Here is a 16,006-nt window from a genome sequence, read left to right on the forward strand (position 1 = left end):
GATACGCGGTTTGGGGGAATTGGGAAGGTATGAACAAGGGGTCAGATGAAGGCTTTCATCAGACCCCGGGGTCGGGAATTCAGGAATCGGCTAGCGAATGGGGTCTGAAGAAAGCTTTCTTCTGACCCCGTCTTGGACTCTGGCTTTGAGGATTGTCGCTAACTCGGGGTCAGAAGAAGATTTTCTTCAGACCCCTTGGGTTAACGCCTCAAACATCCAGGTAGTCGAGGATGCCCTCAGCTGCCTGGCGACCTTCCCAGATGGCGGTGACCACTAGGTCGGAACCCCGAACCATGTCGCCGCCGGCGAAGATCTTCGGGTTACTGGTCTGGAAGGCGAACTCCGCCTCTTCCGGGGCGGTAACACGGCCGGAATCGTCGGTATCGATCTTCTGCTCACCGAACCAGTCCGCCGGGCTCGGGCGGAAGCCGAAGGCGACGAGGACCGCGTCAGCCGGAATCACTTCCTCACTTCCGGGAACCACTTCCGGGCGGCGGCGACCATTCTCGTCCGGCTCACCGAGCTGGGTCTGGACCACTTTCACGCCTTCCACACGATCTTCACCAATGATGGCAATGGGCTGACGGTTGAACAGGAACTTCACGCCCTCTTCCTTGGCGTTGGCCACCTCGCGGCGGGAGCCGGGCATGTTGGCCTCGTCCCGGCGATAGGCGCAGGTCACACTCTCCGCCTGCTGACGGATGGAGGTGCGGTTACAATCCATGGCAGTGTCACCACCACCGAGCACAACAACCCGCTTGCCCTTCATGTCGATGAAGTCCGCCGGATCCTTCTCGAAACCGAGGCGGCGGTTGACGTTGGATACCAGGAACGGCAGCGCATCATAAACGCCCGACAGGTTCTCACCCGGAAACCCACCCTTCATGTAGGTGTAGGTGCCCATGCCCATGAACACGGCATCGAATTCATCGATAATGTCCTTAAGCTGCACGTCCTTGCCCACTTCGGTGGCCAGGCGGAATTCCACACCCATTTCCTGGAAGACTTCCCGGCGACGGGACATCACGGACTTCTCCAGCTTGAACTCGGGAATGCCGAACGTCAGCAGGCCACCGATTTCCGGGTAGCGATCGAAGACCACCGGCTTGACCCCGTTGCGCACGAGGATGTCAGCACAGCCCAACCCGGCAGGACCTGCGCCGATCACCGCAACCTTCTTGTCGGTCCACTTCACCCGGGACATGTCCGGTTTCCAGCCCAACGCAAAGGCGGTATCGGTGATGTACTTCTCCACGGAACCGATCGTCACCGCACCGAAACCGTCATTTAGGGTACAGGCACCCTCACACAGGCGATCCTGCGGGCACACCCTGCCACACACTTCCGGCAGCGAGTTGGTCTGATGACACAGCTCTACCGCCTTCATGATGTTGCCCTCGGAAACCAGCTTCAGCCAGTTCGGGATGTAGTTGTGTACCGGGCACTTCCATTCACAGTAGGGGTTTCCGCACTCCAGGCAGCGATGAGCCTGGGTCGCGGCATTATCTGCGGTGAACGGATGGTAGATTTCGCCAAATTCTTTCTTCCGCTTACTGGCCGGAACCTTCTTGGGGTCGATCCGCCCAACTTCGACAAACTGGAAGTCGTTACTCAGTCGTTCTTTCATCATGATGCTCTCATCAGCTCAATTTCGACCGGGGTGCCGGACCCGCCGTACACCCCCAAACCTCTTCGAACCGGGCGGTTACTCCGGGCGCGCCCGGGTGCTGGCCAGCAGGCTCCGCAGACTCGCCGCCTTCGGTTTGACCAGCCAGAAACGGCCGATGTAGTCGTCGAAATTCTCAAGAATGTGCTCCGCCCACTCACTGCCGGTCTCCGCGATGTGCTCACGGATAACACCTCGCAGGTGGTTGCGGTAGGACTCCATTTCCTCGCTGGAAATACGCTGGATCTCTACCAGTTCGTGGTTGTACTTGTCCACGAAGGCATTGTGCTGGTCCAGTACGTAGGCAAAACCACCGGTCATACCGGCACCGAAGTTATGCCCGGTGTTACCCAGTACCGTTACCAGGCCGCCCGTCATGTATTCACAGCAGTGATCACCGGCACCTTCGACCACCGCGTGGGCACCGGAGTTCCGGACCGCGAAACGCTCACCGGCGGTACCTGCCGCGAACAGCTTGCCTCCGGTGGCACCGTACAGGCAGGTGTTGCCCATGATGGAGGTTTCCTGGCTCTTGAAGCCGCTGTTACGGGGCGGTTTGATGACCAGCTTGCCGCCGGTCATGCCCTTGCCCACGTAATCGTTGGCATCACCCTCGAGGATCAGGTTAAGGCCGCCCACGTTCCAGACACCGAAACTCTGGCCGGCGGTGCCGGTGAGGTCCAGGGTTATCGGAGCGTCCACCATGCCCTGGTTGCCATGCTTCTCGGCAATCTCGCCAGACAGGCGGGCACCGATGGATCGGTCACAGTTGGTGACCTTGTAGGACCAGGCACCGCCGGACTTGTTCTCGATGGCGGTCGCTGTGTCCTTGACCATCTGCTCGGCCAGGGTACCGCGGTCGAACGGCTCGTTCCGCTCCACCTGGCAGGTCTGGGGCTTGTCCGCCGGAATGCTGTCGTTCTCCAGCAGACGGGTCAGGTCCAGCTTCTTCTGGCGCTCGGTATCGCCCGGCAGACGCTCCAGCAGGTCCACACGGCCCACCAGCTCTTCCAGGTTACGAACACCCAGTTTGGCCATCCATTCCCGGGTTTCTTCCGCCACGAAGCGGAAGAAGTTCATGGCCATTTCCACCGTGCCCTTGAAGTGCTCTTCCCGCAGGTGGTCATTCTGGGTGGCGACACCGGTGGCGCAGTTGTTCAGGTGACAGATCCGCAGGTACTTGCAGCCCAGCGCCACCATCGGTGTGGTACCAAAGCCGAAGCTCTCGGCACCGAGGATGGCGCCCTTGACCACGTCCAGGCCGGTCTTGATGCCGCCGTCGGTCTGAAGGCGGATCTTGCCGCGCAGGTCATTGGCGCGCAGAGCCTGCTGGGTTTCCGTCAGGCCCAGCTCCCAGGGGGAGCCAGCATAACGGATGGAGGTCAGCGGACTGGCCGCGGTACCGCCGTCGTAACCGGAGACGGTAATCAGGTCGGCATAGGCCTTGGCCACACCGGCCGCGATGGTACCGACTCCCGGCTCCGATACCAGCTTGACGGAAACCAGCGCCTGCGGATTGACCTGCTTGAGGTCAAAGATCAGCTGCGCCAGGTCCTCGATGGAGTAGATGTCGTGATGCGGCGGCGGCGAAATCAGGGTGACGCCGGGCACGGAATAACGCAGACGGGCAATAAGGTCGTTGACCTTACCACCCGGCAGCTGGCCGCCCTCACCGGGCTTGGCGCCCTGGGCCACCTTGATCTGCATGACATCGGCGCTGCGCAGGTACTCGGCGGTTACACCAAACCGACCAGACGCCACCTGTTTGATCTTGGAACGCTTCTCGGTGCCGTAACGGGCCGGATCTTCACCACCCTCACCGGAGTTGGAACGCCCGCCCAGGGTGTTCATGGCCACCGCCAGGGCTTCATGCGCCTCCGGAGACAGGGCCCCGAGGGACATCGCCGCGGAATCAAAGCGCGGGAAGATGTTCTCCACCGGCTCAACCTCTGCAATATCAATCGGCTTGAGATCCTTGCGGAACGTCAGCAGGTCCCGGAGGGTTGCCACCGGGCGCTCGTTGACCAGGCCGGCATACTCCTTGTAGTGACCATAATCGCCACTGGTTACCGCCTCCTGCAGCTTACCGACCACATCCGGATTGAAGGCATGGTATTCCTGGCCGTGAACATACTTGAGCAGGCCGCCCTGGGAAACCGGCTTGCGGGCTTTCCAGGCAACGGATGCCAGCTTCTCCTGGTCTTCCTGGAAGTCGATGAAGCCAGCACCCTGGATCCGGCTGGGTACACCCTTGAAGCACAGATCCACGACGTCATCCGCCAGACCGATGGCCTCGAACAACTGGGCGCCACGATAGGACGTCATGGTTGAAATCCCCATCTTGGACAGGATCTTCAGCAGACCCTTGTTGATGCCCTTGCGGTAGTTGTTCTTGGCCTCGATCGGATCGATCAGCACTTCGCCGGTGCGAATCAGGTCGTTCAGCACCTGGTAGGACAGGTACGGATAAACTGCGGTGGCACCGAAGCCGAACAGTACGGCGAAATGATGCGGATCCCGCGCCCAGCCCGTTTCAACGATGATATTGGAATCGCAACGCAGGCCCTTGCTGACCAGGTGGTGGTGGACCGCACCGGTGGCCATCAGGGCATTCACCGGCAACTCGCCCTCTTTGAGATCCTTGTCGGTCAGGATCAGCAGGACCTTGCCGTCACGCACTGCCTGCTCCGCGCGATCGCAGACATCGCGAATTGCCTGTTCAAGACCCAGTTCCGGCCGGTAGCTCATGGGAATTCGAGCCACCTCGAATCCGGGGCGGTCGTTATTGCTGATGCGAAGGAACTTCGCCGGAGACAGCACCGGTGTGGTCAGGATAATCCGGTCCGCGTGCTCCGCGGTTTCCTCAAAGACATTCCGCTCCGCCCCGAGGCAGGTCTCGAGGGACATGACGATGGATTCACGCAGCGGGTCAATCGGCGGGTTGGTCACCTGGGCAAACTTCTGGCGGAAATAATCCGCCACATGGCGCACCTTGCTTGAGAGCACGGCCATGGGGGTGTCATCTCCCATAGAACCGACCGCTTCCTGGCCATTCTCTGCCAGCGGCCGCAGCACCTGGTCACGCTCCTCAAAGGAGATGTTGAACATCTTCTGGTGCACCAGCAGCTCGTCGGAATCCATCAGCTTGAATTCCGGGGTGTCCTGGTTGAGCGTGGTCTCAACCCGAAGGGCGTTTTCACGCAACCAGCGCTTGTACGGCTGGGCGGTCTTCAGGCGCTGGTCGATGTCCCTGGTGTGCAACACCTCACCGGACTCGGTATCGATCGCCAGCATCTGGCCCGGACCGACCCGACCCTTGGCAACCACATCATCCGGCTCATAGCCGTAGGTGCCGATCTCGGAAGCCAGGGTGATGAAATCATCCTTGGTGATGACCCAGCGCGCCGGACGCAGGCCGTTGCGGTCGAGCATGCACACAGCATAACGGCCGTCGGACATGACCAGACCCGCCGGGCCGTCCCAGGGCTCCATGTGCATGGAGTTGTACTCGTAGAACGCCCGCAGCTCGGAGTCCATGGTGTCAACATTCTGCCAGGCAGGCGGAATCATCATACGCACGGCACGGAACAGATCGACGCCACCGGCCAGCAGTACTTCCAGCATGTTGTCCATGCTTGATGAGTCGGAGCCGGTCAGGTTAACGAGTGGCTGCAGGGTTTGCAGATCCGGCAGGTCCGGTGAACTGAACTTGGCAGCGCGGGCAATGGCCCAATTACGGTTGCCGTCGATGGTGTTGATTTCACCGTTGTGGGCCAGGTAGCGGAATGGCTGTGCCAACGGCCACCTGGGCATGGTGTTGGTGGAAAAACGCTGGTGGAACACACAAATGGCAGTCTGTAGGTCCGGATCACCCAGATCCTTGTAGAAGTTCGCCAGATCCGCCGGCATCATCAGGCCCTTGTAGGCCAGAGTACGATGCGAAAGACTGCAGATATAGAACTCTGAATCATCAGCCATATCGCTCTCGGCGTGGCGTCGACCGATAAACAGGCTGATTGCGAACTCTTTCTCGGCCTTTCCGGCCGGAACCACGAAAATCTGCTCGATCCTCGGCAGGCAATCCAGAGCCATGGGGCCAAGGCAGCTGTCATCAACCGGCACGTCCCGCCAGCCCATCACTTCCAGGCCCTGCTCCGTCAGGCGTTTTTCAAGCGCTGCCCGGCCGGCGGCGGCCTTGGCTTCGTCCGGGTTCAGGAATACCTGGCCCACCGCAAACATACCTCCCGGCTCCTTGCCAAAAGCAGCCTTGGCAGCCTTTTTCAAGAAAGTATCGGGACTCTGGATCAGGAGGCCACAACCATCGCCGGTCTTTCCGTCTGCAGCGATACCACCTCGGTGGGTCATGCAGGTCAGCGACTCGATGGCAGTTTGCAGCAACTTGTGGGAGGCCTCGCCCTTCATGTGGGCAATCAGACCAAATCCACAGTTGTCCCTGAATTCATCGGGGTGATACAAACCTGTCATCATAAGCGTTCTCTCGCGTAGAAATGCTTTTCAATCAGAAACTTGCGCACCAAATTGGTGCATAAATGTACTGACACTGAAAAAAGGGGCCGGCTATTTTACACACGTAGAACTACGTATACAAACCAGCTTAAAGTTTAGGGGAGAGCAAAGCCATTGCAATAACGCAACAAGCTTTATCTTGTATGAGTCATTTCCGGCCCCGCGGCAAAGCCCACCCCGAAGCCAGCGGGGTCAGCTACAGAAGGCGTCGAGAGTCGCCGCCAGGTTATCCCTGGAAGCCTCAGCGGTGACAAACGCATCGCCGATACTGCGCAACAGCACCAGCCGGAGGGCACCATCGATATTTTTCTTGTCAACCGCCATCAGCCGCAAGAAATCTTGCGGAGCCATATCTTTCGGAGGCATTTCCGGAAGTCCGGCGCGCAGGATGAGATCGACCGCACGACGATAGTCTTCACGGGAAATCATCCCCTCCCGGGCGGACAGGTCCGCAGCCATGATCATGCCGGTGCCAACCGCCTCGCCGTGGAGCCAGGTTCCGTAACCGGCAAAGGTCTCGATGGCGTGACCAAAGGTATGGCCCAGGTTAAGGATGGCCCGCAGCCCCCCTTCCCTCTCATCAAGAGCCACGACCTCCGCCTTGCAGGCACAGGAGCGATAGATCGCCTCGGCCAGCGCGCCGGCTTCCAGCCCGACCAGCGCATCCATATTGTTTTCCAGCCAGGCCAGAAACTCCGTATCCCGGATCAGACCGTACTTGATGACTTCCGCCAGCCCCGCTGACACTTCCCGGGGTGCCAGGGTTTGCAATGTGTCCGTGTCGATCAGCACCACCTGCGGCTGATGGAAAGCCCCGATCATGTTCTTGCCCAGCGGGTGATTGATGCCGGTCTTGCCGCCGACAGAGGAATCGACCTGGGACAAAAGCGTGGTAGGCACCTGGATAAAAGGCACGCCCCTCTGGTAACAGGCTGCGGCAAACCCGGCCATGTCCCCGATGACACCACCGCCGAGAGCCACCAGTGTGGTCTTGCGACTGTGCCGCTGCTCCAGCAGTGCATCGAAAATCCGGTTGAGGGTCTGCCAGTCCTTGAACTTTTCCCCGTCCGGAAGCACGACAGTGTCGACCTGCTTACCCGGAAAACTGTTGCGGATCTTGTCCAGGTACAGGGGAGCCACGGTATCGTTGGTCACGATCATGACCTGGGAGCCGGCGACGTAAGGAGACAGATCGGTGTTGCCCAACAGCCCTGAACCAATGATGATCGGATAGCTTCGCTCACCCAGTTCTACGGAGAGTTCCCGGAATATCTCAGACATGATTGCGACCTTCCTTACGTACCTGGCGCCGATGCCGTGGCGTTCTCGGGTTAATACGATTGATCAGTTGCCGGACCACCAGGCGGGGGCTTTTCCGGTCCGTATACATGACAACGTCGGCCAGCTGCCGGTAGATCGGGTCACGGATTTCGAACAACCTGCGCAAGACCGCCTCGGGATCATCATTCTGTAACAGTGGCCGATTCCTGTCCTTGCGGGTTCGTTCAACCTGCTGGTCGATCGAGGTCTTGAGGTAGACCACGATCGAATCCCGTTTCAGCAAAGGATGGTTCTCGGGGCGCATTACCGCTCCCCCGCCCGTGGCAAGGACCGTCTGGGGCTCAGCGGACAACTCCTCAAGCATGGTGGTTTCCCGCTGCCGGAAACCATCTTCACCCTCAACATCAAAAATCCACGGAATGTTGGCGCCGCACCGCTCCTCGATGATCCGATCGGTATCCAGAAAACGGTAACCCAATTCACGGGCCAGCATACGACCGATGGTACTTTTCCCGGCGCCCATCGGGCCAACCAGAACAATGCGTTTGGGCAAAGACATAACTTCCGCTCAACAGGTTTCAGGCGGGTGAGAATATCACAAAAAAAGCCGCCGGTTTTACGCGGCGGCTTCTGACTTCAGCAGGACGATTACCGGAGCAAATCGTTCTTGATGATTTTCGGGGTGATGAAAATCAACAGTTCGCTACGCTCGTCGATATGCTCGGTCCGCTTGAACAGGCGACCCAGGTAAGGAATATCGCCGAGGAACGGCGTCTTGGTCACCTGGGTAGCCACTTCGGACTGGAAGATACCGCCAAGAACCACGGTTTCACCGTTACCGACGAGCACCTGCGTGGTGACTTCGTTGGTGTTGATGGACGGGATACCGGCAGTAACCTCGCCCCGTGAGTCCTGGTTCACCACCAGATCCATGATGATCTTGTCATCCGGCGTGATCTGCGGGGTCACTTCCAGGGACAGCACCGCTTCCTTGAAGGATACGGAGGTGGCACCACTGGAAGAGGCCTCCTGATAGGGAATTTCCTCACCGGACTTGATGGAGGCGGTCTGGCGATCGGCAGTCACGACACGCGGCTGGGAGACAACCTCGGCCTGACCATCGCTTTCCAGTGCCGACAGTTCCAGATCCACCAAGAAGTCGTCGCTACCCCAGCCGATGGCGAAGGAAGAGGCACCCTCACCGCTGACACCCAGATCCACAGCCAGCGCACCCGGGAAGGTGATGGTGCTGTCGGTGCCCGAGGCAGCGTCACGGGCCTCCTGCAGGGTACCCTGGGAGCCACCGACGGTGAACACGTTGTCGCCGCTCACATCGTAGGCTGCGCCACCCCAGCGAATACCGAGGTTCTCGGCAACGTTGGTCTGGGCACGAACGATCCGCGCTTCAATAGACACCTGACGTACCGGTACGTCCCAGGTGGATACCAAGCGGCGGATTTCCTCGAGCTTCTGAGAGGTCTCACGCACGCTGATGGTGTTGGTACGCACATCCGAGGAAACGAAACCGCGATCTGAAATCAGCTCTTCGTCCGCCTTGATCAGTTCGACAACATCGGCTGCCTTTGCGTAGTTGACCTGGATGATATCGAGACGAACCGGTGCCAGCTCGGCGATCTGCTTGGTGGTTTCAAGTTCCAGCTTTTCCCGGGCTGCGATTTCATCCGCTGGCGCAACCAGCAGAACGTTACCGATCTGGCGCTTGTCCAGGCCCTTGGTCTTGAGAATCAGATCCAGGGCCTGATCCCAGGGAACGTTCTGCAGACGCAGAGTGATGCTGCCACTGACGGTATCACTGGCGACCAGGTTCAGGCCGGTGAAATCCGCGATCAACTGCAGCACCGAGCGTACCTCGATGTCCTGGAAGTTCAGGGACAGCTTATCCCCTGTGTACGGGAACTTCTCTTCGCGACGCGCTTCCGCTTCCTGCTCGGTCAGCTTTTCCACGCTCACGGTGAATTCGCTGCCGGACTGGTAAGCGATGTAGTCGTAGTTACCTTCAGGACGGATCTCGACAATAGCGTTACCGTCTTCGGTGTAGGTGTCGATACGGGTTACCGGGGTCGCGAAATCGGTAACGTCCAGGCGGCGGCGCAGGTTCTCCGGAACCGTAAGCTCGGGCATGGTCAGACGGATCCGGCCACCGAGTTCGGACAGATCGACCGGGGTGCTGCTGGAACCGAGATCAATGATGACGCGACCCTCGCCATCCTTGCCGCGGCGGAAGTCTACGCCCGCCAGGGTGTCGGGAGCGGCGCGCGAAGACGTGGCGGCCGGAGCGGCCGATCCACCGGTGCCGGCAGATGCCTGGGCAGCGCCTTCACCGCCAATGGTCATCACCAGGGAATTGTTGCGGCGAACTGTGTCGTAAGGCACCAGTTCCACCAGATTGAAGATCAGCCGGGTGCGATCGGGCGTTTCCACCACCGTCATGCTCTGGGCATTGCCACCACCCAGGGGAATGCTCCGGCTATCCAGACCGCTGGTGGTATCACGCAGATCCACGGCGATGCGGGCCGGGCGCTCAATGGTGTAGCCGGAGGGCTCGGGCGGTTGCCCGTCAAACTGGAGCGTTACCTCCAGGCGCTCTCCCGGCAGCGAGGAAAACGACACGTCTTCCAGCGTGACCGCACTGGCCAGGCCGGAGAACAACCCCAAAGCAATCACGCCGACGTATACATTGAGTTTTTTGAACATCGCTAGCCTCGACCCCAAACCTTTTTGTTCGTGCATGTTTCTTTCAAATTTCATTACGCCGCTCCTTAGCCTTGTTCCTCGTCCAGAGACAGGGAACGAGGACGCTCGACCCATCCGCCCGAGCCATTCGGAACGATTTCAATCAGTTCGATGCGGGTTTCGCTGACACCGACAATCCGGCCATAGTTCTGGCCCATGTAATTACCGGAACGAACGCGGTGAATACCGCCGGAGCTATCCCGGATAAGTGCGAACAGGTTTCCGGTCGGCCCCTGAAGTGTACCCACCATGCTGAGTTCTTTCAGATCAAAGTTCTCCAGCACCTCACGGGGGCGATCCAGATCCGGCTCGACATCGCTGACAGGTTGGTCATCGACCATCGTCAGCTGGACATCCACCGGTGGCTCGAACGGCGCACGGCGGTCCGCTGCGGAATAGGTAAACGCCTCATACGCCTTGAATTCCGGCAGTGGCTCTACATGCCCCCGGGGTTTAGCCCGGGTTTCTGCCATGAACTGGTCCAGATCTGAAAAACCGCTTTCCTGGGTACAGGCCGTCAGCAAGGACACCAGACACACTCCCAGCCAGGCCTTACCTGCATGCTTTGCTGCCATGCTCACTCTCCAGCCCGGTAGCGGTAAGTACGAGCGACAACCTGCATATCAAGCTGCTCTCCATCTCCGCCTGTTGGTTTGATGGTTAAATCGTGCAGTGTCACGATCCTCGGAAGACTTGCAACACTGCTCACAAATGACGCCAGCTCGTGGTAGGTGCCGGAAACCCGGATATTGATCGGCAACTCGGCATAGAAATCACGCTGCTGCTCCGGCTGCAGTTTGATTTCCTGCAGCGACAACCCGCTGCCAAGAGCGGTATTGGTAATATCCTCAAGCAGGCCAGGCACTTCGGTTTCACTGGGCAACTGACGCACCAGCGCGCCAAAGGTTTCCTCCATTTCAGCCATTTGTGCCTTGAACACATCGAGGTTGGCTACCTGATAGGCCTTCTCTTCGTATTTCTTGCGCAGTTCCTGCTCGGTTTTCTGTACCCGTTCAAGCTGGGCATACTGATCCTTGACGAAAAACCAGTAACCGCCGCCGACGATCAATCCGAACACGATCAGGGCAACAATGATCTTGACCGGAGTCGGCCAGATGCCGGCATTATTGAGGTCCAGATCATTGACGTCGAATTCATTCAGGCTTTTGAGAGAGTCCGCGAGGCTCATTACTTATCCTCCCCTTCGGGCTCAGGGGTTTTCTGTTTTACAGACAGGTTGAACTGGCTGTATCCGGCGCGGCGCTGGTCGGCAGCGGCAACATTGGAGAGATTCGGATCGGCGAACCAGTCTGACTTCTCGAAATCGCGCATGAGGGTGGAAATCCGGCTGTTGGACTCGGCCATTCCGACAATCTGGATGTTATCGCCGGTTTTCTTCAGGTCCGAGTAGAAAAGGCCGTCCGGGAGGGTTTTAACCAGTTCATCAAACACCCGAACAATCACTGGACGCTTACCCTGGAGATCCTGGATAACCTGCATCCGCGCCAGCAGCTCATCGCGCTTGCGCTTGAGATTCTCGATTTCCTTGATCTGGGCATCCAGTTTCTTGGACGCTGTTTCTATGTAGGCGTTACGGGACTGCTGGTAGGCAATCCGGTTGTCCATGTCGGTTTTCCAGAGGAACACACTACCGCCGCCAATAATCGCTGCGGCCAGGATCATGACCACGAACCGCTTCTGCTTCTCGGCGCGCAGCTCTTCCCGCCAGGGTCTGAGGTTAATCATTGCCATCAGTCGAAGCTCCTCATTGCCAGGCCACACGCAATCATCAGTGAGGGCGCATCATTACTGAGTGCCGATGCGTTTACCCGGGACCCCACAGCCATGTCGGCAAAGGGGTTTGCCACCAATGCGGGCGTTCCGGTCTTTTCCTCCACCATCTCAATCAAGCCCTGGATCGACGCGGTGCCACCGGCAAGTACTACATAATCCACAGCGTTGTACTGACTGGCTCCGAAGAAGAACTGGAGGGCCCGGGCCACCTGCTGGACCACGGCTTCCCGGAACGGCGTCAGCACTTCGGATTCATAATCGTCAGGCAGACCGCCCTGCTTCTTTGCCAGACCGGCCTCCTCGAGGGACAAGCCGTAGCGACGCTGAATTTCCTCGGTCAGCTGCTTGCCACCGAAAATCTGTTCGCGGGTATATACTGTCACGCCACCGGCAAGCACGCTCAGCGTGGTCATGGTTGCGCCGATATCGACGATGGCAACCACCAGCTCCTCACCCTGGGATTCAAGCTGAGGCTCAATCAGGGCGTAGGCGCGTTCCAGCGCATAGGCTTCCACGTCCACAATCTTGGTGGTGAGGCCGGCAATCTCCAGCGCGTCTTCCCGGATATCGACGTTTTCCTTCCGGCACGCTGCCAGCAATACATCAACCTGATCGGGATTGGTTTCTGATGGCCCCTGTACCTCGAAGTCGATCGCAACTTCATCCAGGGGATAGGGAATGTACTGGTCTGCCTCCAGGGCAATCTGGTCTTCCATCTCGAATTCATTGAGACCACCGTCCATCTGGATCAGCTTGGTGATCACAGCAGAACCGGAGACCGCAACCGCAACCTGTTTGAGGCTGGTACGGGACTTGGATGCGACGCGTTTGAGAACCTCTCCGACCGCTTCGACATCCGTGATGTTTTTTTCTACCACGGCGTTGGCCGGCAGTGGCTCCACCGCGTAGCTTTCAACCTTGTACCGGCCGCCCTGCTTCGACAGCTCCAGAAGTTTGACCGAGCTGGAACTAACATCCACGCCCAGCACTGCACTGGATTTCTTTCCGAACAATCCGAACACGCGCTCACCCTATACCTGGTTACATGCACCCGGTTAAATAACTTATGTGTTTTTTATGTAAGAGAATTTCTTCTGCATTCCGTCTACAATGCCTGTTCTTCTTTTTTGAGATGCATTGCTTATCAGCGAAGTGAGTTACTCTTCCTAAAGCAATTTCTCAAATGATAGACCTATATCCAACAGTTGTCAGAAAAAAATGTCTCATTTGTTGCGTACATCTCGTCTTTTCGCCTGGCTGTTTCTAACCGGACTGAGTGTCGCTGTTATTACAGCGTCAGGCTTCTATCTATATCTTCGTCCCGGACTGCCTCCCGTCGAGCAATTGCTGGACATCAAGCTCCAGACGCCGCTACGGGTCTACTCCAAGGACCACAGATTAATAGCAGAATTCGGGGAAAAGAGAAGGGCACCAATCACAATCGAACAGATCCCTACAATTCAGTTACAAGCCTTCATGGCGGCTGAAGACGCCCGGTTCTATGAGCATTTCGGAGTCGATATCAAAGGCCTGATGCGGGCTGCAGTGCAATTGGTCTCCACCGGTGAAATCCAGTCCGGCGGCAGTACCATCACAATGCAGGTTGCAAAAAATTACTTTTTGTCACGGGATCGGACCTTTATACGAAAGTTCAACGAGATACTTCTGGCTCTTCAGATAGAGCGTGAGCTCGACAAGAATCGCATTTTCGAGCTCTATCTGAACAAGATCTACCTGGGCAACCGGGCCTACGGCATTGCCGCGGCGGCAAAGGTGTACTATGACAAACCAGTCAATGAGCTGACGCTGGCACAGATGGCCATGCTGGCCGGCCTGCCCAAGGCCCCTTCAGCCTATAACCCCCTCGCCAACGCCGAGCGCGCCCTGATCCGCCGCAACTGGATCCTCGGGCGCATGCAGGAACTGGGATACATTACCGCTGACGCATACGATCTGGCGGTAAACGCCCCGCTGACAGCCAGTTACAACACCACTGAAGCAGAAGTGGATGCTGACTATGTTGCGGAAATGGCCCGAGCCGAAATGGTGCGCCGGTTTGGCGAGGACGCCTACACCGACGGCTACTCCGTCACCCTGACCGTCGAAGGCGACAAGCAACAGGCGGCAACCGAAGCCCTTCGTGCAGGCCTTGAAGCTTACGACCAGCGCCACGGCTTCCGTGGACCCATCGGCCAGATCGACCCTGCAGATTTGAAGGGACGTGAGCTTTCCGATCTGGCGCGGAATTATCCGCGAGTCGAGTCTCTGCTACCTGCGATTGTTACCTCGGTCGATGATGATGAACAGCGGGTCAAGGTACACGTCAGAAGCATCGGACAAGCCGTCATGCCTTTCGAAACCATGACCTGGGCCAAACGCTACAAAACCGAGGATCTGGCCGGCCCCGAGCCCAAGAAACCATCCGATGTGGTTGCGGTTGGTGACGTGATCTACGTGAAGCTGCAGAACCCGGCCATGATCGACCCGGAAGACGAAGGCGCAGAAGAACCTCAGATCACCCCGGTCAAGGTGGCCCTGAGCCAGGTACCGAAAGTTGAGGGTGCACTAATCTCTCTGGAAGCAGACACAGGCGCCATTGAGGCGCTTGCCGGTGGCTACAGTTTCAATCAGAGCAAGTACAACCGGGCAACCCAGGCCGACCGCCAACCCGGCTCCACCTTCAAGCCATTCCTGTACCTGACGGCACTCCAGAACGGTATGACCCCGGCGACCATCTATAATGATGCGCCGATCGTGTTCGAGGATTCAGAACTGGAAACCGCCTGGCGCCCGGAAAACTCCTCAGGTCGCTTTGGCGGCCCGACCCGGCTTCGAGAGGCACTTTATAGCTCGAAGAATCTGGTTTCCGTCCGGCTGTTACGCGATGTCGGCATCAGGACCACGCTCGAGAACCTGGAGCAGCTTCGCATCCCTGTCGATAACATGCCGGACAACCTGTCCCTGGCACTGGGCAGCGGCCTGATCACCCCCATGCAACTGGCCCGCGCCCAGGCCGTTATCGCCAATGGCGGCTTCGATGTGGAGCCCTACCTCATCGAGGAAATTCGGGACATGAATGGCGAGGTGATTTACCAGGCCCCGGAAACCATCCTGTGCGAGGACAACTGCGATGACCTGGTCGCCGACGAAGACCTCGACGAAACCCCTGAATCGCTGACAGACGCCAACCCGAAAGATCTGACCAGCGAGGGGCTGACAGACACCCGGGATGACAAAGCGGTTCGCCTCATGAAGCGTCTTGCCGACGAGCGCTCCGTCTACATACTGCACTCGATGATGCAGGACGTGATTCGCCGGGGCACTGGCCGTCGGGCACAGGCCCTGGGCCGCAGTGACATCGCCGGAAAGACCGGGACCACGAACGAGCAGCGGGATACCTGGTTTGCGGGCTTCAACCACAAGGTCGCCACCACCGTATGGGTGGGCTTCGACCAGCCGGCGCCCCTGGGTCGCGGCGAGTATGGCTCCAGCACTGCCCTGCCAATCTGGATCGATTACATGCAGGTCGCCCTCAAGGACGCTCCGCCGGCCGTGATGCCCCGCCCCAACGGCATTGTGAACGTGCGCATCAATCCGGAAACCGGCGAGCGGGCACGCCCCGGCGAGGAAGGAATATTCGAACTGTTCAAGGAAGAGAACGCGCCGCCACCGCTGACAGCCGAAGAACGTGACGGCACCAACAGCAACAACGGGAACGGCGACCTTTCCCGTCAGCTGTTCTGACCCCTTTGCCCCACGCACAAAAAAACCGGCGGGATCACCGCCGGTTTTTTTATATCCCGAGGACGATCAGATGATGTCGTCCATGGACTTGAGCGGGTAGTGAGCCGGATACGGGTTGCGGGCAACACCGGAATCCACGGCCGCGCGGGCAACCGCCGCCGGAACCACTTCCAGCAGGCGCACATCCATCGGCTTCGGAATGATGTATTCCTTGCCGAACTCGAACTTGTCTACGCCGTA

Annotated in this window: 10 protein-coding genes and 1 pseudogene; 1 reads left to right on the plus strand and 10 read right to left on the minus strand. The window is 58.5% G+C overall.

From position 1 onward, the window contains the following. Nucleotides 1-208 precede the first annotated feature (208 nt). The 9 genes from ACESMW_RS16190 to ACESMW_RS16230 form a co-directional block, all read right to left on the minus strand. The gene (locus ACESMW_RS16190) at nt 209-1,627 is read right to left on the minus strand and encodes an FAD-dependent oxidoreductase (protein ID WP_372988050.1); all 1,419 of its coding nucleotides are present in this window, start codon (nt 1,625-1,627) and stop codon (nt 209-211) included. Between the two features lie 78 nt (nt 1,628-1,705). Next, nucleotides 1,706-6,154 (minus strand): glutamate synthase large subunit, encoded by a 4,449-nt coding sequence (gltB, locus tag ACESMW_RS16195; RefSeq protein WP_372988044.1) that lies wholly within the window; start codon nt 6,152-6,154, stop codon nt 1,706-1,708. Between the two features lie 231 nt (nt 6,155-6,385). Further along, a complete protein-coding gene (gene aroB / locus ACESMW_RS16200) occupies nt 6,386-7,474 on the minus strand; it encodes a 3-dehydroquinate synthase (RefSeq protein WP_372988045.1) in 1,089 nt (362 codons plus the stop codon). After that, the gene (gene aroK / locus ACESMW_RS16205) at nt 7,467-8,033 is read right to left on the minus strand and encodes a shikimate kinase AroK (RefSeq protein WP_372988046.1); all 567 of its coding nucleotides are present in this window, start codon (nt 8,031-8,033) and stop codon (nt 7,467-7,469) included. Before aroK ends, aroB begins: the two co-directional genes overlap by 8 nt. A gap of 89 nt (nt 8,034-8,122) precedes the next feature. Further along, entirely contained in the window at nt 8,123-10,189 is a 2,067-nt protein-coding gene (pilQ, locus tag ACESMW_RS16210) for a type IV pilus secretin PilQ (RefSeq protein WP_372988051.1), read from the minus strand. 65 nt (nt 10,190-10,254) lie between these two features. Beyond that, nucleotides 10,255-10,803, minus strand: a complete 549-nt coding sequence (locus ACESMW_RS16215) for a pilus assembly protein PilP (RefSeq protein ID WP_372988047.1) — start codon at nt 10,801-10,803, stop codon at nt 10,255-10,257. A gap of 2 nt (nt 10,804-10,805) precedes the next feature. Further along, complete coding sequence (locus ACESMW_RS16220) at nt 10,806-11,417, minus strand: type 4a pilus biogenesis protein PilO (RefSeq protein WP_092005663.1); 612 nt, start codon at nt 11,415-11,417, stop codon at nt 10,806-10,808. Then, nucleotides 11,417-11,980 carry a PilN domain-containing protein gene (locus tag ACESMW_RS16225; protein ID WP_372988048.1) on the minus strand — a complete coding sequence of 188 codons (564 nt, stop codon included), beginning with the start codon at nt 11,978-11,980 and terminating at the stop codon, nt 11,417-11,419. Before ACESMW_RS16225 ends, ACESMW_RS16220 begins: the two co-directional genes overlap by 1 nt. Then, the gene (locus ACESMW_RS16230; protein ID WP_113862798.1) at nt 11,980-13,044 is read right to left on the minus strand and encodes a pilus assembly protein PilM; all 1,065 of its coding nucleotides are present in this window, start codon (nt 13,042-13,044) and stop codon (nt 11,980-11,982) included. The genes ACESMW_RS16225 and ACESMW_RS16230 overlap by 1 nt, the downstream gene beginning before the upstream one ends. A gap of 196 nt (nt 13,045-13,240) precedes the next feature. Here ACESMW_RS16230 and ACESMW_RS16235 point away from each other — a divergent pair, with 196 nt between their 5' ends. Next, entirely contained in the window at nt 13,241-15,766 is a 2,526-nt protein-coding gene (locus tag ACESMW_RS16235) for a penicillin-binding protein 1A (protein WP_372988049.1), read from the plus strand. Between the two features lie 66 nt (nt 15,767-15,832). Here ACESMW_RS16235 and ACESMW_RS16240 read toward each other — a convergent pair. Further along, nucleotides 15,833-16,006, minus strand: a pseudogene (locus ACESMW_RS16240) (malate dehydrogenase); the annotation flags it as partial.

This window comes from Marinobacter sp., assembly GCF_041690455.1.
GTDB lineage: Bacteria > Pseudomonadota > Gammaproteobacteria > Pseudomonadales > Oleiphilaceae > Marinobacter.